This window comes from Caulobacter sp. FV1ye6ST, assembly GCF_058681225.1.
Window position 1 is genome coordinate 2,392,382 of sequence record NZ_CM178733.1, and the last position, 25,478, is coordinate 2,417,859.

The 25,478-nt window shown below is 66.2% G+C and carries 21 protein-coding genes; 11 read left to right on the plus strand and 10 right to left on the minus strand.

Annotated elements, in window-relative coordinates; genetic code table 11:
* Positions 1 to 4 precede the first annotated feature (4 nt).
* From ACW175_RS11775 to ACW175_RS11790, 4 genes are all read left to right on the plus strand, one after another.
* Positions 5 to 757 carry an N-formylglutamate amidohydrolase gene (locus tag ACW175_RS11775; protein WP_492104641.1) on the plus strand — a complete coding sequence of 251 codons (753 nt, stop codon included), beginning with the start codon at positions 5 to 7 and terminating at the stop codon, positions 755 to 757.
* A gap of 54 nt (positions 758 to 811) precedes the next feature.
* Positions 812 to 1,156 (plus strand): ElaB/YgaM/YqjD family protein, encoded by a 345-nt coding sequence (locus tag ACW175_RS11780; protein ID WP_492104642.1) that lies wholly within the window; start codon positions 812 to 814, stop codon positions 1,154 to 1,156.
* A 240-nt stretch (positions 1,157 to 1,396) separates the two neighbouring features.
* Positions 1,397 to 1,918, plus strand: a complete 522-nt coding sequence (locus ACW175_RS11785; protein WP_492104643.1) for a hemerythrin domain-containing protein — start codon at positions 1,397 to 1,399, stop codon at positions 1,916 to 1,918.
* A 244-nt stretch (positions 1,919 to 2,162) separates the two neighbouring features.
* Positions 2,163 to 2,456: a DUF1003 domain-containing protein gene (locus tag ACW175_RS11790; RefSeq protein ID WP_492104644.1), complete on the plus strand. Its 294-nt coding sequence runs from the start codon at positions 2,163 to 2,165 to the stop codon at positions 2,454 to 2,456.
* Here the strand turns inward: ACW175_RS11790 and ACW175_RS11795 are convergent, their stop codons facing one another.
* Together ACW175_RS11795 and ACW175_RS11800 are read right to left on the minus strand one after the other, a co-directional pair.
* A complete protein-coding gene (locus ACW175_RS11795) occupies positions 2,457 to 3,362 on the minus strand; it encodes an NAD(P)/FAD-dependent oxidoreductase (protein WP_492104645.1) in 906 nt (301 codons plus the stop codon).
* Positions 3,363 to 3,376: 14 nt separating this feature from the next.
* Positions 3,377 to 5,572 (minus strand): catalase, encoded by a 2,196-nt coding sequence (locus tag ACW175_RS11800; RefSeq protein ID WP_492104646.1) that lies wholly within the window; start codon positions 5,570 to 5,572, stop codon positions 3,377 to 3,379.
* A 136-nt stretch (positions 5,573 to 5,708) separates the two neighbouring features.
* On the opposite strand from ACW175_RS11800, the gene ACW175_RS11805 reads away from it, so the two are divergent.
* Positions 5,709 to 7,337 (plus strand): ABC-F family ATP-binding cassette domain-containing protein, encoded by a 1,629-nt coding sequence (locus tag ACW175_RS11805; protein ID WP_492104647.1) that lies wholly within the window; start codon positions 5,709 to 5,711, stop codon positions 7,335 to 7,337.
* A gap of 11 nt (positions 7,338 to 7,348) precedes the next feature.
* Here the strand turns inward: ACW175_RS11805 and ACW175_RS11810 are convergent, their stop codons facing one another.
* On the minus strand, positions 7,349 to 8,563 hold the full coding sequence (locus tag ACW175_RS11810) for an NAD(P)/FAD-dependent oxidoreductase (protein WP_492104648.1): 1,215 nt from the start codon (positions 8,561 to 8,563) through the stop codon (positions 7,349 to 7,351).
* A gap of 790 nt (positions 8,564 to 9,353) precedes the next feature.
* Between ACW175_RS11810 and ACW175_RS11815 the strand changes: the two genes are divergently transcribed.
* A complete protein-coding gene (locus ACW175_RS11815) occupies positions 9,354 to 10,733 on the plus strand; it encodes an IS1182 family transposase (protein WP_492102944.1) in 1,380 nt (459 codons plus the stop codon).
* Between the two features lie 830 nt (positions 10,734 to 11,563).
* Here the strand turns inward: ACW175_RS11815 and ACW175_RS11820 are convergent.
* Both ACW175_RS11820 and ACW175_RS11825 read right to left on the minus strand, forming a co-directional pair.
* Positions 11,564 to 13,000, minus strand: a complete 1,437-nt coding sequence (locus ACW175_RS11820) for an IS1182 family transposase (RefSeq protein WP_492102035.1) — start codon at positions 12,998 to 13,000, stop codon at positions 11,564 to 11,566.
* A 121-nt stretch (positions 13,001 to 13,121) separates the two neighbouring features.
* Positions 13,122 to 14,420, minus strand: coding sequence for an ISNCY family transposase (locus tag ACW175_RS11825; protein ID WP_492102945.1), 1,299 nt, complete (start codon positions 14,418 to 14,420; stop codon positions 13,122 to 13,124).
* A gap of 481 nt (positions 14,421 to 14,901) precedes the next feature.
* Between ACW175_RS11825 and ACW175_RS11830 the strand changes: the two genes are divergently transcribed.
* The gene (locus ACW175_RS11830) at positions 14,902 to 17,220 is read left to right on the plus strand and encodes an alkaline phosphatase family protein (RefSeq protein WP_492104649.1); all 2,319 of its coding nucleotides are present in this window, start codon (positions 14,902 to 14,904) and stop codon (positions 17,218 to 17,220) included.
* A gap of 63 nt (positions 17,221 to 17,283) precedes the next feature.
* Here the strand turns inward: ACW175_RS11830 and ACW175_RS11835 are convergent, their stop codons facing one another.
* The gene (locus tag ACW175_RS11835) at positions 17,284 to 17,649 is read right to left on the minus strand and encodes a helix-turn-helix domain-containing protein (protein ID WP_492104650.1); all 366 of its coding nucleotides are present in this window, start codon (positions 17,647 to 17,649) and stop codon (positions 17,284 to 17,286) included.
* A gap of 391 nt (positions 17,650 to 18,040) precedes the next feature.
* Between ACW175_RS11835 and ACW175_RS11840 the strand changes: the two genes are divergently transcribed.
* The 4 genes from ACW175_RS11840 to ACW175_RS11855 all read left to right on the plus strand — a co-directional run bounded on the left by ACW175_RS11840 (position 18,041) and on the right by ACW175_RS11855 (position 23,030).
* A complete protein-coding gene (locus ACW175_RS11840; RefSeq protein ID WP_492104651.1) occupies positions 18,041 to 20,992 on the plus strand; it encodes a LodA/GoxA family CTQ-dependent oxidase in 2,952 nt (983 codons plus the stop codon).
* Positions 20,993 to 22,126 (plus strand): NAD(P)/FAD-dependent oxidoreductase, encoded by a 1,134-nt coding sequence (locus tag ACW175_RS11845; protein ID WP_492104652.1) that lies wholly within the window; start codon positions 20,993 to 20,995, stop codon positions 22,124 to 22,126.
* Positions 22,127 to 22,218: 92 nt separating this feature from the next.
* On the plus strand, positions 22,219 to 22,656 hold the full coding sequence (locus ACW175_RS11850) for a lasso peptide biosynthesis B2 protein (protein WP_492104653.1): 438 nt from the start codon (positions 22,219 to 22,221) through the stop codon (positions 22,654 to 22,656).
* 74 nt (positions 22,657 to 22,730) lie between these two features.
* Entirely contained in the window at positions 22,731 to 23,030 is a 300-nt protein-coding gene (locus ACW175_RS11855; protein ID WP_492104654.1) for a DUF6916 family protein, read from the plus strand.
* A gap of 9 nt (positions 23,031 to 23,039) precedes the next feature.
* Here ACW175_RS11855 and ACW175_RS11860 read toward each other — a convergent pair whose 3' ends face one another.
* From ACW175_RS11860 to ACW175_RS11875, 4 genes are all read right to left on the minus strand, one after another.
* Positions 23,040 to 23,570: a GNAT family N-acetyltransferase gene (locus ACW175_RS11860; RefSeq protein ID WP_492104655.1), complete on the minus strand. Its 531-nt coding sequence runs from the start codon at positions 23,568 to 23,570 to the stop codon at positions 23,040 to 23,042.
* Between the two features lie 88 nt (positions 23,571 to 23,658).
* Positions 23,659 to 24,207 carry a phage tail protein gene (locus tag ACW175_RS11865; protein WP_492104656.1) on the minus strand — a complete coding sequence of 183 codons (549 nt, stop codon included), beginning with the start codon at positions 24,205 to 24,207 and terminating at the stop codon, positions 23,659 to 23,661.
* Between the two features lie 15 nt (positions 24,208 to 24,222).
* Positions 24,223 to 24,774 carry a phage tail protein gene (locus ACW175_RS11870; RefSeq protein WP_492104657.1) on the minus strand — a complete coding sequence of 184 codons (552 nt, stop codon included), beginning with the start codon at positions 24,772 to 24,774 and terminating at the stop codon, positions 24,223 to 24,225.
* A 57-nt stretch (positions 24,775 to 24,831) separates the two neighbouring features.
* Positions 24,832 to 25,389 (minus strand): phage tail protein, encoded by a 558-nt coding sequence (locus ACW175_RS11875; protein ID WP_492104658.1) that lies wholly within the window; start codon positions 25,387 to 25,389, stop codon positions 24,832 to 24,834.
* Positions 25,390 to 25,478 lie beyond the last annotated feature (89 nt).

Genomic DNA, 25,478 nt, shown 5'->3' on the forward strand with positions numbered 1-25,478 from the left:
GTCGATGAGGCTGCTGGTCGCAGGCGATATCGATCCGGTGGCTGTCGATAATCCGGGCGGTTCCTCGCCGTTTCTGTTGCTGGGGGATCATGCCGGTCGCGCCATTCCCCGGCGACTGGGGGCGCTGGGTCTCGCGAATCACGACCTGGCGCGCCACATCGCCTGGGACATCGGCGTCGAGGGCCTCGGCACGCGGCTCGCCCGGCGCCTCGACGCGACCTTCGTACGCCAGACCTATTCGCGGCTCGTCATCGATTGCAATCGCGCCCCGGGATCGGAAGGCTCGATCGCCACCGTCAGTGACGGAACGCCCATCCCCGGCAACCAGGACCTTGACGCGGCGAGACGTCACGCGCGGGCGGCCGAGATCTTCACGCCCTACCACGACCATATCGCCACGACGCTTGATCGTCGTCGGGGCGCGACGATCGTCATCTCTCTGCACAGCTTCACGCCGGCGCTCAGCGGACAGGCCCGGCCCTGGCGCTATGGCGTTCTGCATCGCGGCGACTCCCCCTTCTCGAACGCGGTCCTCGCGGCGCTCAGGGCGCGGGTGGGGGAGGGCCTGGTGGGCGACAACGCGCCCTATGCGATGGACGGCACCGATTTCACCATCCCGCATCACGTCGATCCGCGCGGCCTGGACTATCTCGAGCTGGAGGTTCGCCAGGATATTATCGCTGATCCGATCGGACAGGACGCGGTGGCCGAAAGCCTCGCTGAAGTCTTCCCAGCACTTGTTCAGGAACGCCAATAGCGTTCGCGGATTGAGTTGGCGCGTCGCCCTTCGGCGGCTAACGGAGGATTACCGATGGACGATCAAGTGATGGGCGTCGCGAGGCAGGGCGTGGGCCGGGTTCAGGACGCGATCGGCGGCTTGACCGGCGACGGCGCCACCCAGGCCAAGGGCAAGCTGAACGAAGCCGTGGGCAGCGCCCAACAGGCCTATGGCCAACTGGCCAGCGGCATGCGCGACGTGGTGGGCGGCGGCCTGGAGACGGTGCGCGGCGAGATCCACGACCGCCTCGACACGGTCGAGAGCTATGTGAAGGGCAAGCCGCTGCCGGCCGTGGCCATCGCCGCGACGATCGGCGTGGTTCTGGGTCTGCTCCTGCGCGGGCGCGGCAAGACCGTCTATCTCCGCGACCCTCGCTGACCTTCAGCATCGCGTGGTTCAGATCGGAGGGCTCGGCGTCACGCGCCGGGCTCTTCGCACGTCAGCGGCAAGCCTGGCGGCAATCGCCGAACCAGAGTTCGTCGCCGATAGTCTTGAGTGTCTAGTATCCGACGCTCCCGGCTCCGCGTAACGCGAACGTCTCGCAAGTAATATCCTGTTCGGAACAGTTGTCTCCGGCCTCCGTTGCTTGTCTCAACAAGTCTCATGGAGATCAAGACGATGGCCCAAGCCGCTAAACTGGACGCCGTGGCCCTGCTCAAGGCCGATCACCGCAAGGTCGAGGATCTGTTCGCCAAATTCGAGGCCGCCACGGGCGACGGCAAGAAGAAGGCCCTGGCCGAGCAGATTTGCATGGAACTGACCGTGCACACCAAGATCGAGGAGGACATCTTCTATCCGGCCTGCGAGGGCAAGGTTGAGGAGGATCTGCTGAAGGAAGCCTATGTCGAGCATGACGGGGCCAAGGTGCTGATCGCCGAGATCGAAGCGGGCGGTCCGGACGACGAATTCTACGACGCCAAGGTCAAGGTTCTGTCGGAGATGATCGAGCACCACGTCAAGGAAGAGGAGCAGCGCGTCGAGGGCATGTTCAGCCAGGCCCGTAAGGCCGGTCTCGACATGGACGCCCTGGGCGAGCAGATGGCGGCCGAGAAGGCCGAGTTGATCGCGACCTACAAGGCCGGCGGCCTGCCAGTTCCCGAGACCCCCACCTTCGGCGGTACGGAGCTCGCGGCCCACTGACGGCTGTGCGCGCGATGGCCTCGGAGAGCGGCTTGAGCGACCACGTCGCCGAGTCCGTCGAGGCCGTTGCCGATTTCCACCGCGAGCACTACCGCGGCGCCAGCGCCGCACAGCGCGCCATCGACGCCGTCACCGACCGCCTTGGGCGGCCGGTGGCGGTGTTCGTCCTGTTGATGGCGATCGCGGGTTGGGCAGGCTTCGCGGCCTGGCGGGGCGGCGGGCGGGTGGATCAGCCATCGTTCGCGTGGCTGGAGTTGGCGGCCACCTCGCGGCCCTGCTGGTCTCATTCCTTATCCTGGTCACCCAGCGACGGGAGGACCTCCTGGCCGACCGCCGCGCCCAGGTCACCCTGGAACTGGCCCTTCTCGCCGACAAGAAAAGCGCCAAGATCATCAAACTCCTCGAAGAGCTGCGTCATGACGAGCCCAGCTTGGTCGACCGTTCGGACCCGGAGTCCGAGGACATGGCTAGGCCGACCGACCCGGCCGCCGTCGCCGCCTCGATCGAGTCTAAGTCTATCGACCGAAGAGAGACATGATCAGCGCAGCAACGGCGCCAGGGCGGCGAGGTCGTTGCGGAGGGTGGTGGCGGCGACGCCGGCTTCGCCCATCGCGTGGCTGATCTGATCCAGCCCCAGCACGACGTCGCCGGCGGCGTAGAGGCCGGGAAGGCTGGTGCGCTGGTGACTGTCGACCTTGATGCAGCCCTCCTCGGTGACCGCCGCGCCCAGGGCGCGCGCGAGGTCCGAATGGATGTCCGATCCCAGTGACGGATAGACGGCGTCGAACCGCGGGCGTCCCGCCGTGCAGGTCACCACAAGTCCGTCGCTCTCGAGATGGAAATCATGAACCGGTCCGGCGAAACGCTTGACCCCGATGATGTCGAGACGAGCCCGTGCGGCTTCATCCAGGCCGTCCTCTCCCGTCAGGCCGATCAGGCTGACATCGGCGGTGTAGCCGCGCAGGAACTCCGCCTCACGAGCCGCTCGCGGGCCACGGCCGACGACCGCCACGACTTGATCGGTGACCTCGTAGCCGTCGCAAACCGGGCAGTAGCGTAGACGGCCCTGCCGGAGCGCCTCGGCGTGAAGATCGTCATCCATCAACGGGCGGCGGTTCGTCACGCCGGTAGCCAGCAAGACGGCCCGGGCCGAAATCTCGCGATCGGCCAGCGTGGCTTTGAAGCCCTGCGGAATGGGCCTCAAGTCCGTAACCCGGCCCGCGACCAGTTTCGTTCCGTAGAGGGTCGCCTGCTCACGCATGCGCTCCAGCAACGCCACGCCGGATATCCCTTCGGGAAAGCCGGCGTGGTTGCGGGTGAGGGGGATTTGCGCGGCGCGGCTATCGCCAGCGTCGACCACCTGGACGGACAGGTGGAAGCGCGCGGCGTAGATGGCTGCGGTCAGGCCGGCGGGCCCGCCGCCGATGATCAGGCAATCGATCATGCGAGATACGGCGCTCAGGCCGCCGCGGCGGTGGGCTTGGGCGGCGGACGCACCAGGGGCTCGCGCGCCCAGATGCGGCCCGCCGAGGCCGCGGCGATGAAGTCGTCGAGGCTGGCGTCGGGCAGGGCGATCAGGCCCGCGTCGTCATCCGGCCCCACGTCGACGATGCCGCCCGCCGCGAACAGCGGCGCGGCCGAGGGCAGGTAGGCGATGACCTTCAGGTGGCCATAGGCGTCGCGCAGGAAGTTGACCGCGGCCGCCTCGATCGCCAGCTGCTCGCCGCCGTCGTCGGACGGCAGGATCGCCACCGCGTCGAACAGCACCGAGGGACCGCCGTCGATCTTGTGGTCGACCGGCAGCAGCGCCCCGCTGGCCGTGGTCACGCCATAGATGGTCGGGCCGATGATCTGTAGCTTGGCGCCCGCCGCCTCGACGGCGGTCTTGAGCTTGGCGACCAGCTTATCGTCGCAGCCGTCGCTGACCAGGGCGCCGATCTTGCGGCCCTCCAAGGTCGGCTCGGCCTTGGCCAGCAGGCTGAGCATGGGCGAGGGATCCATGTCCTTGGCCGGGATCGGGGCGGGGGCCGGGACGATCTTGCCCGGGAAGCCCAGGCCCTCTGCCACCGACTGGGCCAGGAACGCATCGATATGGATCAGCCGCGACAGCACGGCCTCGCGGACGCGCGGCGTCACGCACTTGCTGAGCTCGAAGACCAGGGCCGCGACGATGTGGTCCTGCTCGGGCTTGGTCTGGCTGGCGAAGAACAGCCGCGCCTGAGTGTAGTGGTCGGCGAAGGTCTCCGGCCGCACGCGCAGTTGTTCGCCCGCCTCGGGGTTGGGGAACGTGTGGAAGCCGGTCTCCAGCGACTCGCGCGCCACGTCGGCGCCCAGGCTGGACGGCTCGTAGTTCACCTGGCCCTTCGGGACGCCCATCTGCATGTGGCCGTCCCGCTGCAGGTTGTGGAACGGGCACTTGGGCTGGTTGATCGGGATCTGGTGGAAGTTAGGTCCGCCCAAGCGCTTGAGCTGGGTGTCCTGGTACGAGAACAGCCGGCCTTGCAGCAGCGGGTCGTTGGTGAAGTCGATGCCCGGCACGACGTGCGCGGCGCAATAGGCCACCTGCTCGGTCTCGGCGAAGAAGTTGTCGGGGTTGCGGTCCAGCACCATGCGGCCCACGACGCGGAGGGGGACGACCTCCTCCGGGATCAACTTGGTGGCGTCCAGCACGTCGAAGTCGAAGCCGTCGGCCTGTTCCTGGGTGAAGGTCTGCAGGCAGAACTCCCACTCGGGGAAATCGCCGCCTTGAATAGCCTCCCACAGGTCGCGGCGGTGGAAATCGGGATCGGCGCCGTTGATCTTCAGCGCCTCGTCCCAGACCACTGACTGGGCGCCCAGCTTGGGCCGCCAGTGGAACTTGACGAAGGTGGAGTCGCCGGCCGCGTTGACCAGCCGGAAGGTGTGGACACCGAAGCCCTCCATCATCCGCAATGAGCGCGGGATGGCCCGGTCGCTCATCGCCCACATGATCATGTGCATGCTCTCGGGCGTCAGCGAGATGAAGTCCCAGAAGGTGTCGTGGGCGGTGGCCGCTTGCGGGAATTCCCGGTCGGGATCCTGCTTGGCCGCATGGATCAGGTCCGGGAACTTGATGGCGTCCTGAATGAAGAACACCGGCATGTTGTTGCCGACCAGATCGAAATTGCCCTGCTGGGTATAGAACTTGACCGCGAAGCCGCGCACGTCGCGCGGCAAGTCGGCCGAGCCCTTGTTGCCGGCCACGGTCGAGAAGCGGGTGAACACCGGGGTGCGCTCGCCCGGACGCTGCAGGAAGTCGGCGCAGGTGACGTCGGCGCAGGACTCCAGGCACTCGAAGAAGCCGTGCGCGGCCGAGCCGCGGGCATGGACCACGCGCTCGGGAATGCGCTCGTGGTCGAAGTGCATGATCTTTTCGCGCAGGATGAAGTCCTGCAGCAGCACCGGCCCGCGCGCGCCGGCCTTCAGCGAATTCTGATTGTCGGCGATCGGCACGCCCTGGTTGGTGGTCAGCTGGGTGGCCGGACCATCGGCCTGCTGGTGAGTCTCGCCGCCGGGCGCGACCAGGACCTCGCCCTGCGTCGAGGGACCGGCGGGCTGGGGGACCTGCGTCGAGGTCGGGGGCTTGGCGCTGGCGCGCGGGGCCGTCTTGGCCTTGGTTTTCGCCGGGGTGGCCATGAGCGTCTTCCGATTGTTTGGATGTGGGAGGCTAACGCCGGCCGGAAGACGAGGTTGCGGTCGCCAAGTCGACACAGGACAGAAGCGCGCCTCCAAGGCTGGCGTTCTGGCCCCAAGCGCGTTAGCAGACCGCCCCATGATCCGCCTCGACAATATCTCCAAGCAGAACGGCCACCAGATCCTGTTCATCGAAGCCTCGATGGGCATTCAGAAGGGCGAAAAGGTCGGCCTCGTCGGCCCGAACGGCGCCGGCAAGACGACGCTGTTCCGCATGATCACCGGTCAGGAGCAACCTGACGACGGGCTGGTTTCGATCGATCCCGGCATGACGATCGGCTATTTCAGCCAGGACGTCGGCGAGATGTCGGGTCAGAGCGCGGTCTCCGCCGTGATGGATGGCGTCGGCCCTGTCAGCGCTCTGGCCGCCGAGATGGCCACGCTCGAGGCGGCCATGGTCGATCCGGACCAGGCCGACACGCTTGACGCCGTCATGGAGCGCTATGGCGAGGTTCTGGAGCGCTTCCAGGAGTTGGACGGCTATGCGCTGGAGGCGAGGGCGCGCGAAGTACTGGCCGGCCTGAGCTTCAGCCAGGAACGCATGGACGGCGATGTCGGCCTGCTGTCGGGCGGCTGGAAGATGCGCGTGGCGCTGGCCCGCATCCTGCTGATGCGCCCCGATGGCATGCTTCTGGACGAGCCCTCCAACCACCTGGATCTGGAAAGCCTGATCTGGCTGGAGGCGTTCCTCAAGAACTATGAGGGCGCGCTGCTGATGACCTCGCACGATCGCGCGTTCATGAACCGCATCATCGGCAAGGTGGTGGAGATCGACGGCGGCTCGCTCATTACCTATTCGGGCGATCTGGACTTCTATGACCAGCAGCGCGCGCTCGGCGAGGCGCAACGCCAGGCGCAGTACGAGCGCCAGCAGGCCATGCTGGCCAAGGAAATCAAGTTCATCGAGAAGTTCAAGGCGCGCGCCTCCCACGCCGCCCAGGTCCAGAGCCGGGTGAAGAAGCTCGACAAGATCGAACGGGTCGAGGCCCCTCGCCGCCGCCAGGCGGTGCAGTTCGAGTTCCAGAGCCCGCCCCGGTCGGGCGAAGACGTGATCAGCCTGCGCGATGTCCACAAGGGCTACGGCGCCCAGCGGATTTATGAAGGCCTCGACTTCCTGGTGCGCCGCAAGGAGCGCTGGTGCGTCCTGGGCGCCAACGGGGCCGGAAAGTCGACGCTGCTGAAACTGGTGGCCGGCGCCACCGCCCCCGACCAGGGCAGGGTCAACATCGGCGCCAGCGTCAAGATGGGTTATTTCGCCCAGCACTCCATGGACCTGCTGGACGGCGAAGAGACGATCTTCGAGTCTCTGGAAAGCTCGTTCCCGCAGGCGGGGCAGGGCGCTTTGCGCACCCTGGCCGGCTGCTTCGGCTTCTCCGGCGACGATGTCGAGAAGCCTTGCCGCGTGTTGTCCGGCGGCGAGAAGGCGCGCCTGGTCATGGCCAAGATGCTGTTCGATCCTCCGAACCTGCTGGTGCTGGACGAACCGACCAACCACCTCGACATGGCGACGAAAGAGATGCTGGTCGCGGCGCTGGCGGACTTCGAAGGCACCATGCTGTTCGTCTCGCACGACCGCCACTTCCTGGCGGCCCTGTCGAACCGCGTGCTGGAGCTGACGCCCGAGGGTGTCCACCAGTACGGCGGCGGCTACACCGAATATGTCAGCCGCACGGGCCAGGAAGCGCCTGGACTGCACCCGGGCGGGTAGGGGGGCTCAAGTCACGACCTATAGAGACCCGCGTCCGGGTCTTTCTCGCCCCGCACCTCCGCCGCGACGACCTGCGAGGCGATGACCGAATAGGTGATGCCGTTGCCGCCAAAGCCCATGACGGCCCAGGTGTGCGCCATGTCCTCAACCGGCCCTATGCTGGGCAAGCCCGTCGCGCTTTCGCCGAAGGCGCCGGCCCAGCCATAGTCGATCTTGAACGCCACGTCGGGCAACAGCCGCCTTAGCTTGGTCGAGATGGTCTCGCACTTTCGCTCCAGCTTCGCCTTGTCCTGGTGCGCGGTGGCGGAGGCTTCATCCTCACCGCCGACAATCAGGCGGCCATCGCCGCCCATGCGCAGATAGAGATACGGGTCGGATGCTTCCCACACCAGCATCTCCCGCAGCCAGGCGGGACAGCGCTGGCGCGGCTTCGAGGCCATCGCCCAGGTCGAGATGATCTCCGCGCCCGGAGTTGGAACGCCCTTGGGGAATTCGTATCCGCAGCAGAACACCAGCGACTTGGCCCGCACCGCATGACCCGCGTCGGTCAGCAGCGTCACCCCGTCGGGATCGCTGACCGCGCTCAGGACCTCGACGGGCGACCAGACCTTCGCGCCACGCGTTTGGGCGCGTCTCAGCAGCCCCGCCGCCAGTCGGGCGGGGTCGCCGCTGGCCGAACCGCTTGAGAGGATGGCTCCGGTTCGATCCACGCCGAAGCGCTCGCGCAACGCCGCGGAATTCAGATAGCGGCTATCCAAGCCGATGGCCGCGCGCGCTTCCGCCTCGGCCTCCAGCGCGCGATGGCCGTAGGCGTCGCCGGCCAGGTAGAGTGACGACTTGTCCTTTAGTCCACAGGGGATCCGCTCTTCGGCCACGATCCGTTTCAGGGCGTCGACGGCCTGGCGAGACCTCAGATAGGCCCGCCTGGCGTTCGCCGCGCCAATCCGCGTGGCGAGCGCCGTGAGCGGCAGGTCGATCTCCCACTGCAGCAGCGCTGTCGAGGCCAGGGTCGACCCCATCAGCGGCGCGCGTCGGTCCAGCACCGCGACCGAGTGATCCTTCGACAGCTCATGGGCCATGAAGGCGCCGCTGATTCCGGCGCCGACGATGGCTACATCGACGCTGATCGCGGCGGTCAGCGGTCGCACCGGGACGCCCAGTCCAGGGCTGTCGGCCCAGAGCGAGCGGCCCGTCCTGAGATCGCGTTTGATCGTGGCGCCAGTCATCGAGGCCTCCCTGAAGCGGAGGCATAGCTCTTGAGGACGCTTCAAGTTCCTCCAGCGCCCGTCAGCCGACCTTCGTACAGTCCAGGGAGGACGCGTCGGCCGAGGCGTGGGGGGCGGCGCGTTCGTTGAGGGCCTGGGCGTATCGAGGAAACTCTGAAGGCGGTCGACTTGGGGTCAACGCGCCACGGCAACAAGAAGCGTGTCTTCACACATAATTCGCCAGTCCTTTCTTTCAGGCGGCGCACGAGCCGCCGAAGGCGAAGCCGCTGATCAGGCTGAGCGAGTGATCACGAAAGCGGCCGGTAGATCAGCGCCAGCGCTGGACCTGTGTCGAAATCCGGTTTGAGGCTGTCGCTCCAGGCGCATTTTGTCAGCCGCGGAAACGCGAAAACGTGGAAGGGCATGGCAACTCGTATCGGCGTAGCCGCGGCTCGCGGAAATAGGGAGTTCAGTGAAACCGTAGGGTCAAATATCCACTGTCTACGCCGCTTAGAGATGTCGCGGAGTCTGCCATTTAGAAATGTCACCTGGCTCTGCATTTGGGGTCGGGCGGCGGGCGGGCGCGGAGCCTTCACGGAGCGCAGAGCCCGACCGGCGACCGTGGCAAGGGCAGGGCGGCTTCGTCTTTTTGATCTCACCGAGCGCGCCGCCAGGCGGGCGAGGCTCTGACGGGTTTGCTCGCCGCGAGCGGACGTTCCGAACTTCTCAGAAGGGTGGATTGTGTTGAAAAAGGCCGTTGAGGCGGCGCCTGCGGCCTGATTCACTCCTGTTGTAGCAGGAGGTCGCGGCCATGATGGGCGAGCGTCGGATCGAGCAGCCGGCTCTGTTCTACGAGTTTTCGCTCGATGGGCACGTGCCCCAGGATCACCTGCTGCGCGCCATCGATCGGTTCGTCGATCTGGAAGGCGTGCGGGCCCATTTGGCGCCGTTCTACAGCGCGATCGGCAGGCCCTCGATCGATCCGGAGCTGATGATCCGGATGCTGCTGATCGGCTACTGCATGGGCGTGCGCTCCGAGCGCCGACTGTGCGAGGAGGTCCACCTCAACCTCGCCTACCGCTGGTTCTGCCGCCTGGGCCTGGACGGCGACGTGCCCGATCACTCCACCTTCTCCAAGAACCGCCACGGCCGCTTCCGCGACAGCGACCTGCTGCGCGAGCTGTTCGAGAGCGTGGTGCGCCGCTGCATTGCCGAGGGCTTGGTCGGCGGCGAGGGCTTCGCCGTTGACGCCAGTATCATCCGCGCCGACGCCAGCCGGCACAGGACCGCCGTCGATGGCGCCGCGGGCTTGCCGGCAGAGGCCGCCGGGCGGGCCATCGAGGAGTATCTGGCGGTCCTGGACGACGCAGCCTTCGGCGCGGCCACGCCCGTCATCCCCAAGTACATCTCACTGTCGGATCCGGCTTCGCGATGGACCGCCGCCCAAGCCGGGCCGGCCAGCTTCGCCTACTGCACCAACTACCTCATCGACCTGGATCATGCGGTGATCGTCGATGTCGAGCCTTCGACGGCGGTGCGTCAGGGCGAGCTGGCCGCCTGTCGCACCATGATCGAGCGCGCCAACGACCGCCTTGGTCTCTATCCCGAGCGCCTGGCCGCCGACACCGCCTACGGCACGGCCGAGATGCTCGACTGGCTGGTCCATGATCAGGGCATCGAGCCCCACATTCCTGTCTTCGACAAATCCCAGCGCGATGACGGGACCTTTTCCCGCGCCGACTTCAGCTTCGACCACCAGGCCGACGCCTACACCTGCCCGGGCGGCAAGCTGCTCAAGTCCAGCCGGCGCGCCTTCAAGGTTCCGCGCAACGCCCAGCCCGCCGACGACACCATCCGCTACCGCGCCAGCACCCACGACTGCCAGCCGTGCTCGCTCAAGACGGCCTGCTGCCCCAACCAGCCCTATCGAAAAGTGACCCGCTCGATCCACGAGGGCGCGCGTGACATGGCCCGCGACATCGCCAAGACCGACGCCTACATCACCTCCCGGCGCGAACGGAAAAAGGTCGAGATGCTCTTCGCCCACCTCAAGCGCATCGTCGGGTTGGATCGCCTTAGATTACGAGGCCCCAACGGCGCCAGAGACGAGTTCCTCCTCGCCGCGACGGCCCAAAACCTCCGCAAACTCGCCAAACTCGTCCAGCAGCAGCCTCACGCCTCACCAGCCTGAGCGACAACGGCTCTCATCGCTACCTAACGCCCGCCAGATAAGAGGCCTTTTTCAACGGCATCGGTGGTTGTCGGACATTGGCGGGGCTAGCTTCGCCTTATGAAAAGGCTCTGGATCGCCCTTGGGCTAATTGCTGCAGTGCTGGTCGCGGCTGTCGCCTACATCCGCTTTTCGCCGACGGTCGCTCAGGACACGTGTCTCGACGGTGGCGGTGCGTGGCATGCTGGACAATGTGTTGGCCGAAGGCCCAACGGCTAAACCAACACCGGACCTTTTTAGCGTCGCCGACGGGTGGTTAGGAGACATTCTACCCGCTGGTAAGCACTGCGTCCTTTCGCGCTCCTGCCGCGAGGCTGCGCAGCTGAGGCACCAGCCGATCAATTGCCGCGTAGCTAGTCATTAGCTTTGCCTTCAATCTGCAGGACGGATCGTCCGGGTCTGCAATCTCCACGCGGACCTCTAGGGTGCCCAGGCTTCCCACTGGCCGGACTTCGACTGCTAGCCGCAGGTCGTCACCGTCACCCATTCCGTAAGCGAGTTGCAGTCTTGGCGGTTCGCCCGCCCGAATTGGATACGCGGAGAGCTGATCAGCGAAGTCGCTGAAACTCTCGGGGGAGCCCCATGACCAGCCCCTCCCACTGAAAGTCTCTGTTTCCAAGTGCGCATGCACTTGCCAAACACCGTCACCGTCCGGCGTAACGCTGAAAGAGAGTTGGCCCATCCGCCAAAGCTAGCCGTTACTGGCGAGTCCGCAATGGGTCGAGGCTGTGTAAAAACCCGCTGACGGCCGCAGCATGGCCAGACGGGGCGAGCGCGCGGCGAGGCCGGCGTCAGGCCTGGATCGCCTCCATGAGCGGCGCCACGCCCAGGATGGCGATCACCCGCTTGAGGTTATAGGCCAGAACGTGGAGGCCGATCTCGGTCTTCACATTGGGAAGGCGCTTCATCAGGAAGTGTGTGGATCCCATCCAGGCCTTGATCGTGCCGAAGGGGTGCTCGACGGTCCGCCTTCGCTGGCGCATGGCGCCGGGCGTCAGGTCCATCCGCCTTTGCATGGCGTCGATGACCGCCTCGTGCTCCCAGCGGGTCACCCGTCGGGTGATGCTCGGCGTGCACTGGGGCTTGAGCGCGCAGCTCTGGCAACTGAAGTGATCCCAGTACCGGTGCAGCGTCATGCCGTTCTCGACATTGGTCATGTGGCGCGGCAGCAGCGCGCCCGAGGGGCAACGGTAGACGTCCTGGTCAGGCAGATAGACGAAGTCTTGCTTGCCGAACCGGCCATTGGCCTTGGCCCCGGAGGTCAGGGGCCTGGGCACATAGGGCGTGACGCCCAAAGCCTCGCAGGCCAGGATCTCCTCGCCCGAGAAGTAGCCGCGGTCGGCCAGCACCTCCAGTTCGTCGACACCCAGGGCGTCCTTGGCCTGGGCGGCCATGGCCGAGAGTTGCTGGCGATCACTACCGGTCATGACCACGTCGTGGGCGACGATCAGGTGATGCTCAGCGTCTACGACGGACTGGACGTTGTAGCCGACCATTCCGCTGCCGCGTCCCGTGGTGGCCATCGAACGGGCATCGGGATCGGTCAGCGAGACCTGGCCATCCGGCGAGGCCGAGACCTTGGCTTCCATCGACTGGAGCCAGCGCATCTGCTCGCGCAGCCGCTCGACCTTCTCCTTCAGGCGTTCCGATCGCGTCTCGGCGGCCTCGCCCTCCTGACGATCAGCGGTGTCCAGGTCGCGCAGATAGCCGGCGATGTGCTCGGCCACTTGCTCCAGGCGCTTCTTGAGCTTGTTGGTCGTGAAGTTCTTATCGCGGGTGTTGACCGCCTTGAACTTGCTGCCGTCGATGGCCACCAGGGCCGCGCCGAACAGACCAATCTGGCGGCACAGCACCACGAACTGGGCGCAGGCCGCCTGGATCGCTGGGCCGTTGTCCTTCCTGAAGTCGGCGATGGTCTTGTGGTCGGGCGCCAGCCGGCCCGTCAGCCACATCAGCTCGACATTGCGCCGCGCCTCGCGTTCCAGCCGGCGGCTGGACTGCACCTTGTTCAGGTAGCCGTAGACGTAGAGCTTCAGCAGCATGGCCGGGTGATAGGCCGGACGTCCCGTCGCCGCCGGCATCACTTCGAAGCCCAGCGACGCCAGATCCAGCTCGTCGACGAAGACATCGACCACACGCACCGGGTTCTCCTCGGCCACGTAGTCGTCCAGACATTCGGGAAGCAGCGTTGGCTGCAGGCGGTCGCAACCCTCAACGAAGCGGCTCAACTCCACCTCCTGACAGCTCGTCTGATGTCAGGATTCTAGCTGATTTGCGGGGTTTTCACACAGCCTCGGTCGGGTGCAGAAATCGGGTCTGCGCCGGAAACCGGACATCAGGGCAGGGGGCTTAACCCACCCCGAACATATGTCCGGTCTGATCGCGGCGCCTGGGACCTTTACGGGTGCGTGCCCCAGGCGGCCCTGCCGCCTGGCTCTGTTTGATCAAGGCGAGCAGGCCGCCCAGGCGCTTGTTCTCGATCACGGCCGTCTCGGTGACGCGCCGAACCTTGTCGAAGGTCCGGTAGGGCATGCTGCGACCCTTGTGGCGGATCTCCAGGCGGCCATCGGGGAAGTCGACGACCTCGACGCGCTGGCCGATCGCTCCTTGCGCGAACTCGGATGGCTCGATCATGAAGAGGATGTTGTCGTACTGGAGCGTCAGCGCCTGCGAGAGTGTCCGCTCGGCGCGCCAGGTGAACGCCTCGTCCAATCGGTCCCGCGGCGCCATGGGCCGGTGAAGATCCTTGTCGTTGAACGGCGCCTTGGCGAAGCGCGTGTTGTAGTCGGCCATGAAGCTCGGGAGGAAGGCGTTGCCGTCGTCCATCGAGCTGACGCCGGCGAGCCTGAGCTCCTTCACCAGCCGGTCCTGCAGGGTCTTGTTGGCCCGCTCGACCCGGCCCTTGGCCTGGCTGGAGTTGGCGCAAATGATCTCGATGCTCAGGGCTTTGAGGGCGCGGCCGAACTGGGTCATGCCGTCTCCATGGAGGCCGCCGGACTTGTTCACCCGAAAGACCGCATGCTTGTCGGTGTAGAAGGCGATCGGCTTGCCGTGGGCCTCAAGGTAGCGCTGGGTGGCGTTGAAGTAGGCGAAGGTCGACTCCGACTGGACGAACTGCAGGTGCATCAGCCGACTGGTGGCGTCGTCGATGAAGACCAGCAGCGTGCAGCTGTCGGCGCGGTCCTCGAACCAGAAGTGATCGGACCCATCGACCTGGATGAGCTCGCCGACGCATTCCCGGCGATAGCGCGGCTGGTAGACCCGACCACGCCGCTTCTGGCGATCGGCCCATAGCCCGGCCTCAAGCATCCAGATCCGCAGTGTCTCACGCCCGATATAAACGCCGTGGAGCTCGCGGAGCTTCTCGGCCGCCAGCGTCGGACCAAAGCCCGAGTACCGCGCGCGGATCAGGTCCAGCGCCTGCGTCTTGACGGTCGATGGCGTGCGCCGGTTGCTCGGCTGACCACGCTTCTTGGAGATCAGCGCCGTGGCGCCTTGCTCCTGATAGGCCTTGGCCAATCGCTGAACCTGGCGTCGCTCCAGGCCCAGCAGCTGCGCCGCCGCCGGCGTCGTGAGCCGGCCGCTAGCGAGATCGCGAAGGATCTCCAGCCGCGAGAGCTCCTTGTCGCTCATGAAATGCAACGCCATCCTGGAGGCCTCCGTCGCGGTTGCGGCGGAGGGTGACATGTCTAAATGGCACGGTGCGACATTACTAAATGGCGGCTACATCCACATATCGTCTAAGATATATTATCGGAATATTGTGCCTGTTCGCCGATGTTGCATATGGACATATCCCCGTCGCGAGTCAGCGGCCATGGAGGTCCATGCGGAGAAGTTCGCCGCGCGCCATCGCGCTTTAGCCAGTCGCCGCGGGGCTTGGAAACCGCTTCACGCCAAGTCTTCTCATCCGCGCCGCGACGCGCAACGGGAATCCACGCGCTCGTGAGACAAAACTCGCTATAATTGTTTTTTATAATAATCCCTTTTTGATTGACTCGCTAGCTGCGGCGCCCCCAACCTTGTTCAGGCCCTAGTTTAGAACCGCTCGCGTCCAGGCTCGCGCCGACCGCGAAGTCGCGCCGCTTGTCGCCATCCGGCGCGCCGACGAAATGGGGAACGTCAGGTCATGTCCACGCCGCAAACCGCTCAGGTCTACATCACCAACACAACCGATGGCGTGGCGGCCATCAGCCTGATGCACAACAACTCCGACTACGGTAACCAGCAGGGACAATGGACCGCCCAGCCCGGCCAGACCGTCGGACCGCTGACGGTCAATTTCAACACCGGCTTTGGCTCTTGGTCGGTGCTGGACTATTGGGCGTGCGAGATCAACGTCACCGGCGGTTCCACCCCGGGCCTCTACGAGAGCACCGGCGTCCTGCAATACAGCGACTGGAAGGAATGCCAGCTGCAAGGTCCCGACGCGGGCCAGAACCTGACCTTCCAGGTCAGCAGCACGACGTTCAACATCAACCTGAAGTCCGGCGGGACCTCGACCCCGATGAACCCGGTCGATCGGGTGTCGGCGCAGGTCTATGTGACCAACCGGACCGACGGCGAAGCCACGATCACCCTGTTCCACAACAACAGCACCGACGGCACTCAAAGCGCGACCTGGGTCGCCCAGCCGGGTCAGCAGGTCGGGCCGCTGACCGTCTATTTCCGCCTGGGCCTGAACGTCGGGTGGGTCCTGGACTATTGGGCGATCAAGCTGGCGGTGTCGAACGGCTCGGCCCCGGGCATCTATTCCAGCGTCGGCTCCTGGGCCGTCGCCAACTGGAAGGAATGCCAGCTACAGAGCGGTGACGTCGGCAAGACCCTGGGCTTCACGGTCGACACCAGGACGTTCGACATCAATGTGGCGTCCGGCGGGACCTCCACCAGCATGAACAGGATCGGTCCCTATACGGCGATCGATAACGTCTTCGTGCTGATGCTGGAAAACCACTCGTTCGACAACATGTTCGCCCTGTCGAAGATCCCTGGTCTGACCGTCGCCACGCCCGCCGATAGCAATGCCTATCAGGGCCAGACCTACAACTTCGGCCCTGGCGGCCCATCGGCCATGCCCACCGATCCCGGCCACGAGTTCGCCGACGTGCTGGAGCAGCTTTGCGGCGCCGCGGTCGCCCAGCGGCGCGAGCCGTGGACGGCCTATCCGGCGACCAACAACAGCGGCTTCGTCTCGAACTACGCCACGACGCGGAGCGAGATCACCTCGGACAATCCCAACCTCCCGACCCGACCCGAGTGGGGCGACGTCATGCTGGGCCTGGACACGCCCTCGCAGTTGCCGGTGATCTATCAACTGGCCACCAGCTTCGCGATCTGCGACGCGTGGCATGCGTCGATCCCCGGCCCGACCTGGCCCAACCGCTTCTTCGTGCACGGCGCCTCGTCGGCGGGCTGGGCGGACTCGCCCTCCAGCAAGCAGATCGCCACCTGGGAAGCGCCCGGCTACGGCTTCACCTATCCCAGCGGCAAGTCGATCTTCGACAAGCTGTCGTACAAGGGCCTGCAGTGGCGGATCTACGCCGATCAGAATGGCTCGGTGCTGGGCGGCATCCCGCAGGTCTCGTCGCTGAAGGGGATCACCTATGGGGTCGACACCAACTCGATCGGCAGCTTCGCCTCGGACCTGCAGGGCCCCTACCCGTACGCCTACACCTTCATCGAGCCCAACTATGGCGATGTCTATGGCGGCTCCTACACCGGCGGCTCTTCTCAGCATCCGATGGACTCGGTGGCCGGCGGCGAGGGCCTGATCAAGACCGTCTACGAGGCCATCCGCAACTCGCCCGTCTGGCAGCGCAGCCTGCTGATCATCACCTATGACGAGCACGGCGGCTTCTATGACAGCGTCCAGACCCAGGCCGCCACGCCGCCCGACGACGGCGCGCCGCGGGACCTGTCGATCAATTCAGGCGGCTTCCTGTTCGACATCTACGGCGTGCGGGTGCCGGCGGTGATCGTCTCGCCGCTGATCCCGGCCGGCACGGTGGACCACACGCTGTACGACCATGCTTCGGTCTCGGCGACGCTGAACGCCCTCTATGGCACGGGTTTCATGACCCAGCGCGACGCCAAGGCCAATCCCCTCACCCACCTGCTGTCGCTGTCGGAACCGCGCACCGACTGCCCCACCACGCTAAACGATCCCGCCGAGGCCATGGTCAGGGCCGCCAAGCCAGCCGTACTGTCGACGGACGATACGTCGCCGCTGCCGGAGTCGGGCAACGGCATCGGCTTCCTGCAGATCCTGGTGAAGACCGACATCGAGCTGACCCGCGGCGATCCCGCCGAGATCGCGGCCATCCAGGCGAAGGTGGCGGCCATCAAGACCGTCGGCGAGGCCGAGGCCTATGCGCGCGAGGTGACCGCCAAGGCGAACCTGGCGCGGAGCGCGCTGGAAGGCGCGACCGCCGCACCGCCAATGCGATGACGCTGAAGCGAGCTCAAGGGACCGAGCATCTGCCCGAGACGCGCGACGTGAGGCGGGGCCGGATCAGCGGACCCCGTCGTCCTCGCCGGCCATCGCCCGCACCAGATTGAGCAGTTGCGAGCGGGCGCTCTTCGACGTTCGCGGCAGCAGGGTCGCGAACTCAAGGCCTTCGGGGGAAAGCAGGAAGGCCTGCAAGGCGTGGGCCTGTTCCTCGGCCTGACGCATGGCCTCGGAAACCTCCTCGGCGTCCGTCGACGGCAGCCCCTCGAAGAACCACGACACCGGACTCTGCAGCCTCAGGGCCAAGCCATAGAGCTTTGAAGCGCTGATCCGGTTGTGGCCCCGCTCGTACTTTTGCAGCTGCTGGAAGGTCAGTCCGACCGCGTTGGCCAAGACCGTCTGGCTCAATCCCAGGACGCGACGACGCATGCGAAGACGTGATCCGACGTGGACATCGACAAAGTGAGGCGTGACGTCGTCCGACAAAGCGATGCTCCAGAAGAATGGACTCAATCCTTGGTGGAGATCGAGCTCTTTGCCCCGGTTGAGCAAGCTTCTGCCCACCGGTCTACTATCTGAAGGTCGTAAAGGCCGCGCTTACGATCAGGACACGAAAAACGGCGCCATATAGCGGTCCGTGTAGACGCGCCTGCCACTAAAGGCGTCAAGGCGACCTCCGCGCTCACCGCCTCCCGGCCGCCGCGCCGGGGGTAGCGGCGCCGCTTCGCAACGCGGCGCTGCCTTGGCGGGAAGATTAGATTGACACAACCAAGGGAAGCATGAACTCCTTGGATGACGTCGATCATCTGGGATATGGATCATGGGCAGCCAAAACCCGCCGATACCGCCGTGCTTCGACTGCGGTGACGACCCGATCAACCGCCTGATCGAGATGTTCGTCGACATCGCCCAGAAGAAGCGCATCCGCCTGGGCCAGACCCCGGCCGAGCGCCCGGTGTTCCGCAAGCTGCACGGCGCGGCCCACGGTCGGCTGGAAATGGTCAAGGACATCCCCGCTGACCTCAAGGTCGGCGTCTTCGCCCACAAAAGCCTGACGGCCTGGATGCGATTTTCCAGCGACACCTCGCCCACCTCGCCCGACCTCCAGTCGACGGTCGGCATTGGGCTGAAGGTGTTCGGGGTGCCGGGCGAGAAGGCTTATGGCGGGGCCGGCGACACCGCCGACTTCATCCTCCAGAACTACCCGGTGTTCTTCGTCGATAACGCGACGGAGATGTGCCAGTTCACCTATGCCGGGGTCGTCCAGGGCGACTATCCGACGTATCTGGCTCACCACCCAAAGACCAACCACATTCTCAACGAGATGGCCAAGGTCGAGGGCAGCGTCCTGACCACCACCTACTGGGGCATCCTGCCGTTCGGAGCGGGGCAAAAGCAGGCGGTCAAGTATCGGCTCGATCCCGAAACCCCGCCGGAAAACGTCGCCAATGACGCGCCCGACTACCTGGCCACCGACATGGCCGGCCGCCTGCTGAAACGAGAATACCGCTTCAAGTTCATGGTTCAGCGCCGGACCAACCCGGCGACCATGCCGCTGGATGAGGCCACGGTCGCGTGGCCCGAGGCCGAGAGCCCGTTCATCCACGTCGCCACTCTTGTGATCCCCAGCCAGGACGTCGAGGATCGCGGTCAGGCCGCCTATGGCCAGTCGCTGGCCTTCAACATCTTCCGCGTGCCGCCCGAGCAGGCTCCGGTTCCCGAATCCTCGATCGCCGCGGTGCGCAAGGCCGTCTACGCCGCCAGCGCGGACACCCGCCACGAGGCCAACGGCCAGCCGCTCCGCGATCCAGCCGAGCCGCGTCAGCCGCACCTGGCGCCGGACACGCCGCCCGACACCTGCGTGGTCAAGGCCGCCATCTATCCGCCGATCGGCATCGCCCGTGTCGGCAACAGCCCGGACGAATGGTATCTTGGCCCGGAAACCCCCGATCCCGAGCCCCTGCCCCGCGGCGCCTATCGCGACAAGCACGGCCGGCTGAAACGCCAGGCCGCTCGTTTCCGGGTCTACGGCGTCAACGCCAAGGGCGACATCGTGCGCGAGCTGACCGGCGAGCATGACGACGTCCAGATCGATTGGTCCGTCCAACTGGCGAACACCAAATCGGCCTGGTACGGCTTCCAACTGGCCCTGGACATTCCCGAGGCCGCCTCGGCCCCGCCGACGGTTCTGCGCAACGCCTCCATCGCCGACCGCGCTGGCCTGGCCATCACCCCGAAGCCCCGCCACGTCGCCGGGCGCGCCGCCAAGCCCAGGGCCTTCGACGACGGCGAATTCATGGGCGACAAGGTCTATCTCGGCGAGATCTCGACCGACGCCGAGCAGCGCCTGATCGTGTTGGGCGGCCACGGCAAGTCGGCCTCGTGCGATGGCAGCTGGGCCATCACCTTCGCCAACAACGAGGGGTGGTACGACGACATCTCGGACGGTCCGGTCACCGCCAAGGTCAAGCTGAACGGCGTCCCGCTGGAGGTGGTCCCGGCCTGGGTCGTGGTCGCCCCGCCCAATTTCGGCCCGCAGCGCAAGTCGGTGCGCACCATGTGGGACCTGATGCGCGACGTCGCCATCAAGGCCGGAACCCTGCCCGCGCCAAAGCGTGCGTCCTTCACCCACGACATCCTGCCGATCTTCGAGCGGATGGCTGGGCTGCAATGGGTCAATGCGGGCTTCGCGGCCGGCTTCGGCTGGAAAGGCGCCTTCGACTTCATGACCCCGGAAGGGATCGCCAAGCTTGCCGACCCGGGCCCGGCCACCCAGGAGATCCGCCGCGTCCTGTCCAACTCGTTCCGGCGGTTCGCGGTCGACTCCTGGGCGCCGACGCCCTGGCCGTGGCTGTACGGCGACGCCATGGCCATCCCAGCGGCTCCGACGCCGCGTCAGAACGCAGCGCTCAGCGACTGCCAGCTGGCCATGCTGGACCAGTGGGCCAAGGGCGATTTCGACGCCGACTACGACCCCAAGCGCGTTCCGCCGACGTCGATCGACCAGGCGCCCCTGGCCGAACAGGGCGACGTGCTCACCAAGGCGGCGCTGGACTTCTGCCTGGCCGACGCCTTCCATCCTGGCTGCGAGATGACCTGGCCGGTGCGCGCCTCGACCATGTACATGGCGCCCTTCCGTTTCGCCCACGTCCTGCCCGACTGGGTGGCGCCGAACCTGGGCGAGGTGCTGACGAGCGACGGCATGACCATCCCCAATGGCCCACTGTACGGCCAGATCCCCGGCGGCGTCACCCGCTGGATGGCCGTGCCATGGCAGACCGACAGCGCCAGTTGCCGCTCGGGCTATGACACCGCCTACGATCCTTATGTGCCCGCCTTCTGGCCCGCCCGCGTCCCCGACCAGGTGTTGACCGAGGAGAACTACGAGATCGTCATGGATAGGAAGCGGCCGCTCTCCGAGCGCCGCGCCGCTTTCGCCAACCGCGCCGCCTGGATCGATCCGCTGGGCACGACCAGCTACACCGACCAGATCAACAACATGATCGAGCACTTCGACCACCTGGGCGTGGTCGAGGTGCGCGAGGGGCCGACGGACACCGACGCCTTCCCGGCGGTGATCGAGGTCGAAGACCGCCGCAAGACCATCCACGACGTGATCCCCAAGAACGGCAAGGGTGCGCGCAGCCTGAAGTCGCCCGCCCACCAGGGCGCGACCCACGCGGGCTCGCCGGGAACCAACCGCCAGGTGGACATCTCGAACATCGACAAGTTCCGCCGTTTCCCATTGGGCCTGCCTGTGCAGTTCAAATAGATGGACGAGGTCGACGTCGCCATTGTCGGCGCCGGACCGGCCGGGGCGACGGCGGCGCTCAATCTGGCGCCGTTCTGGCGCGTGCTGCTGGTCGATCGCTGGCCCGCGCCGCGCGGCCGCGTCGGCGAGTCCCTGCCCGGTGCGGCTCGCCGGCTGCTCAGCGACATGGGCCTCTGGGAGGGATTTCTGTCCGACGGCCATGCGGCGCGCCACCTTCATCGGGGCGCTTGGGGCCGGGCCGCGCCCGCCGAGCGCGATGCGCTGGCGGATCCGGACGGTCACGGCTGGCACCTGGACCGCGCGCGTTTCGAGCAGCGCTTGCGCGCCACGGCCTTAGCCCGCGGCGCGCGCCTCCTGGCGCCGGCACGGCCGTTGACGGTGTCCCGCCAAGCCCAGGGTTGGCGTCTGTCTCTCGAGCAAGAGGGCCGGGTCCAGGGCGTCCAGGCCCGCGTCCTGATCGACGCCAGCGGTCGCGGCTCTCGGCTCCTCCGCGGCGCGGGTGTGACCCGCGAGGTCGACGATCGCCTGGTCTGCGCCTGGCTTCGCGCCGAAGCCGACCTGCCCGCCGGCGTTACCCAGATCGAGGCCGAGTCCGAAGGCTGGTGGTACGCCGCCCCGCTTCCGCGCGGCGAAGCGCTGGTGGCCTTCCACACGGATGCGGATCTTCCCCTGGCCAGGACTCTGGCCGCCAGGCCGGCGGACCTGATCACGCGAGCCGGCGCCCTGCCGATGCTCGGCGCCCTAGTCGCCGAGGAACGCTGGCGCATCATCGCGACCGGCTATTGCGCGGCGCACGGGGCGCGCGCTTCGTCACCGGCCGGACCAGACTGGCTGGCGGTCGGCGACGCGGCCCTCGCCTTTGACCCTCTCTCCTCGCAAGGCCTCTTCAACGCGCTCTATACCGGTCTTGCCGGCGCCGAGACGGTCGACCGGCTGCTTCGGGGCGACGGCGAGGCGTGCGCTGAATACGCCGCCGAGCTCGGGCGCGTGCGCACGCGCTACCTGCGGCATCTGGAGGCCTGGTACGGCGTCGAGCGGCGGTGGCCGAACCACCTCTTCTGGCGCCGTCGCCATCGGCTGGGGGCGCGCGCGCCATCGCGGACGCCCCAGCCATCCGCCTTGGCGGCGCGCTGATCCAGGTTGAAGTCGCGGCGTGCGTCGACCTTGGAAGATTAGTCTCGCCGATCGTAGTCTACAGTCGCCGCCGCACAGGCCTGGAAAGCTCGATGTCATCCTCGCGCCTCGCGCCACAGGTCGTACGTATGCGCCGCGCTCCGATCCTGGCCGAGGCGGTGCTGTGCATCGTGACCGCGCGCATCCTCCTGATCGTCGCGCCGATCGATCGGCTCCTGACGGGCGAGCGATCCCCTGGCGAGCGCGGATCGCTGGCCGGGGCGCCGGGCGATCAGCGCGCGGCGGACGTGGCCCAGGCCTTGCGAAGCGCTTCGCGCCGCCTCCCGGGCCAGACGACCTGCCTGGCCCGGGCGCTCGCGGGACAGTGGATGTTGCGGCGGCGCCGGCTCGGCGCCGTCGTTCATCTGGGCATGCGACGCGAAGCGGCCGGCCTCGCCGCCCATGCTTGGCTGGAAGCGGGCGGCGGCGTGGTCTGCGGCGGCGAAGACATGGCTGATTTCACGCCCATCGCGCGGATCGGCACGCTCTAGGCGCCAGCGCAGCTTCAGATATTATTTGAAAACACTTCCCGTTCAGGAAGAACCGTTTTGAGGAAAGCAACAGCGTGCTCGACCGACTGACCGCCGATGATTTCGCACCGCTGATCGGCCAGACCGTGCTCTTTGACCAACCCGACTACAAGGAGCCCCTGACGATTTCGGAGGTCGCCACAAGCCGCATCCCCGCGCCGACCGGCGGCCGGCAAGCCTTCATCGTGGTCATGGATGGTTCCAATCCGGCCATGATGATCGCCCAGGGCCTCTATGCGCTGGAGCTTCCGGGATTGGGCCGTCACGAGCTGATGATCGGCTGTATCGGAAAGACCGACGCGGGCGCCTTTCGGTATCAGATGGTCTTCAACTGATTGCCGGTCTCAACGCGCGGTCTCGGGTTCGACGAGGCGTTCGAGGCGATCGTAGATGTTGGCTTCGCCGGCCTTGACGAAACCCAGGCGTTCGTAGAGGCGGCGCGCTGGATTGTTCTGTTCGACGTGGATGCTGATCTTGCCGGCGCCAAGCGTGGGGGCTTGGCGTAGCACCGCGTCCAACAACGCGCCGCCCAGTCCCCGCCCCCGCGCCTCGGGCATGAGGCCGATGTCCATGATCCTCATGTCGCCAGCGCTGCAGAGTGTGTAGAGGCGACCAACGGGCCGACCATACTCCTCGACCACGGCGTAGGACGCATCCGGATAGTGCTGATCGTAGTGAAGGCGTTGAAGACGATGCTGATCCGACAGAAAGGCAAGGCGCACGGGTTCGGGCCAGCCGGTCTGGGCCACCTCCTCCCAGCGATGGGCGAAATAAACCGCCTCGAGGAAATCGGCGTCCGCGTCCGAGCGAGGGCGCAAGGCGACGGCGAGACGACGCAATTGTGGTGTCAACGGCGGCGGAGGCGTGACGATCATGTCGGAAATCTTGAACCCGTCCGAACGGCCTTGGAAGGCTTACGCGACGCCCGCCGCCTGGACGGGCGTCGCGTCCAGCGCGTTTGTCTCAGGGACGTGACGGATACGTGCCGTAGAGACAGATGAAATAGCCCATCGACAGGAAGGGTTGGCGGTTCTCATGCTGCCCCCCCGCCCCAGAGAAGCCTACCGTCAAAGGGTTGAGGACGACCTGGGGCGTGGCGGTCGTCGCGGCATAGGCGACGGCCGCGGCGGCCGCGGCTGTCCCGCCCGGCTGGTAGACCGGCGACGACAGATAGGTGTTGGTCGTCGCGGTCGGCACCTTCAAGGCCGGGGTCGTATTGTAGAAGGTCAGGCTATGGCGGTGCGCCGGCGTCGTCGTGACATCCAGAGCGACGCCCTCCACGCCCTCGACCTCGCCCGTGGCGTACATCGGGTTAGCGCCTTTCGCGACGCGCGAACGCAGGTCTGGCAAGCCGAAGGTGGTGGTGCCATTGCCGCCGTACTGAACGCCTAGCAACGAATAGAGCGTGGTGTTCTGTTGAATGGGAAGCAGCTGCCCGTTGCACAGCGCCCAGTCCGTCGGGACGAAATTGAAGGCGAAGAGCCGGATCTCGCCGGTAAACGCGTCGGCCATGTTCGATCTCTCCTATTAGGGACGGCTCGGAAAAATGCCTTCGTAGGCGATGATGTAATTGATGCTCGTCGACGGCATCTGGTTCTCGTGCGCCCCGTTCATGCCGTAGGTGGTGACCGCCTGCGGGGCGAGCGTCCAGGCCACGGGCGCGGGCGACGTGGTGGGCGTGACGTAGTCGGCGACCGCGCCGGAGCTCTGGTTCGTCGTCGGCGACGCGAACGCCGCCCCCGAGGCCAACGACGATGTGGTCGCGGGGGAGGTTTGCACGTTGAACGAGTGATTGTGCTGGGGCAGGTTGCCCTCGACCAACGTCACGGAGTCCGTGCCGGCGCGCTGGCCGAGGATCCGCGTCGTCAGGCCAGAGCCCGTCCCCTGGCCGACCGGGAGATTGCCGCGCAGGTCGGGTACGGCGAAGGTCGTCTGACCATCGCCGCCCCAGGTCGTGCCCAACAGCACGAAGAGCGCCTGGTATTGCGCGATGGATAGAAGGGAGCCGTCGCACCACAAAAAACCTACCGGCGCGAAAGTCCCCGCGAACATGCGGATTTCACCCACATACTGGTCCATGGATCGTCTTCCTTGAGGGATTGAACGTCAGGGGCGAACACCGTCGCCCGGACCGTGCTAGCTTCGGCTCGGATAGATGCCGGACAGCGCGATCGTGAAATTGACGACCGCGTACGGTTGCATGTTGGCGTGCGCGATATTGCTGCCGTCCATGCCGATCGTGGCGTTGTTCAGCGGCGTGCTGGATGACCAACTGCCACTGTATACCTGATAGGCCACTGTCGAGGTGGCCGCGGCCGGCGCGACATTGGCGATTATTTGGCCGGTGGCGTTGACCGTCGTGCCCTTGGTGTTCACGCCAATGACGTTGTGGTTGTGCTGGGGGATGTTGGTGTTGAGGAGCGTGACGGTCTCCTGCCCAGCCACCGCGCCGGTAGGATACGCTGTCAGACCCGGCCCCGTGGGTCCCCCGAGCGAGGACCCCGCCGCCACGCGGCCGCGCAGGTCGGGCAGCGCGAAATTGGTCGAGCCGTTGCCACCGTATTGCGTGCCCAGCAAGGCGAACAACGCCTGATTTTGCTGGACCGGCAGGAGGGCGCCGTTGCACAGCGCCCAATATTTGGGGGCCCAGTCAAACCCCCAGATTCTGATCTCACCCAGGAAATTATCGCCCACACTATCCTCCCCGCGGCCGTGCCACCGCGCCCTGATCAGACGGTTGCAATCATTGAAATACGCGCTTTTCTTGTGTCATGTAGGATCAT

What these genes read in the sequence shown, in the direction of transcription:
- ACW175_RS11775 (WP_492104641.1), top strand. Translation starts at nt 5, where the DNA reads ATGAGGCTGCTGGTCGCAGGCGATATCGATCCGGTGGCTGTCGATAAT.
- ACW175_RS11780 (WP_492104642.1), top strand. Translation starts at nt 812, where the DNA reads ATGGACGATCAAGTGATGGGCGTCGCGAGGCAGGGCGTGGGCCGGGTT.
- ACW175_RS11785 (WP_492104643.1), top strand. Translation starts at nt 1,397, where the DNA reads ATGGCCCAAGCCGCTAAACTGGACGCCGTGGCCCTGCTCAAGGCCGAT.
- ACW175_RS11795 (WP_492104645.1), bottom strand. Translation starts at nt 3,362, where the DNA reads ATGATCGATTGCCTGATCATCGGCGGCGGGCCCGCCGGCCTGACCGCA.
- ACW175_RS11800 (WP_492104646.1), bottom strand. Translation starts at nt 5,572, where the DNA reads ATGGCCACCCCGGCGAAAACCAAGGCCAAGACGGCCCCGCGCGCCAGC.
- ACW175_RS11805 (WP_492104647.1), top strand. Translation starts at nt 5,709, where the DNA reads ATGATCCGCCTCGACAATATCTCCAAGCAGAACGGCCACCAGATCCTG.
- ACW175_RS11810 (WP_492104648.1), bottom strand. Translation starts at nt 8,563, where the DNA reads ATGACTGGCGCCACGATCAAACGCGATCTCAGGACGGGCCGCTCGCTC.
- ACW175_RS11815 (WP_492102944.1), top strand. Translation starts at nt 9,354, where the DNA reads ATGATGGGCGAGCGTCGGATCGAGCAGCCGGCTCTGTTCTACGAGTTT.
- ACW175_RS11825 (WP_492102945.1), bottom strand. Translation starts at nt 14,420, where the DNA reads ATGGCGTTGCATTTCATGAGCGACAAGGAGCTCTCGCGGCTGGAGATC.
- ACW175_RS11830 (WP_492104649.1), top strand. Translation starts at nt 14,902, where the DNA reads ATGTCCACGCCGCAAACCGCTCAGGTCTACATCACCAACACAACCGAT.
- ACW175_RS11835 (WP_492104650.1), bottom strand. Translation starts at nt 17,649, where the DNA reads ATGCGTCGTCGCGTCCTGGGATTGAGCCAGACGGTCTTGGCCAACGCG.
- ACW175_RS11840 (WP_492104651.1), top strand. Translation starts at nt 18,041, where the DNA reads ATGGGCAGCCAAAACCCGCCGATACCGCCGTGCTTCGACTGCGGTGAC.
- ACW175_RS11845 (WP_492104652.1), top strand. Translation starts at nt 20,993, where the DNA reads ATGGACGAGGTCGACGTCGCCATTGTCGGCGCCGGACCGGCCGGGGCG.
- ACW175_RS11850 (WP_492104653.1), top strand. Translation starts at nt 22,219, where the DNA reads ATGTCATCCTCGCGCCTCGCGCCACAGGTCGTACGTATGCGCCGCGCT.
- ACW175_RS11860 (WP_492104655.1), bottom strand. Translation starts at nt 23,570, where the DNA reads ATGATCGTCACGCCTCCGCCGCCGTTGACACCACAATTGCGTCGTCTC.
- ACW175_RS11865 (WP_492104656.1), bottom strand. Translation starts at nt 24,207, where the DNA reads ATGGCCGACGCGTTTACCGGCGAGATCCGGCTCTTCGCCTTCAATTTC.
- ACW175_RS11870 (WP_492104657.1), bottom strand. Translation starts at nt 24,774, where the DNA reads ATGGACCAGTATGTGGGTGAAATCCGCATGTTCGCGGGGACTTTCGCG.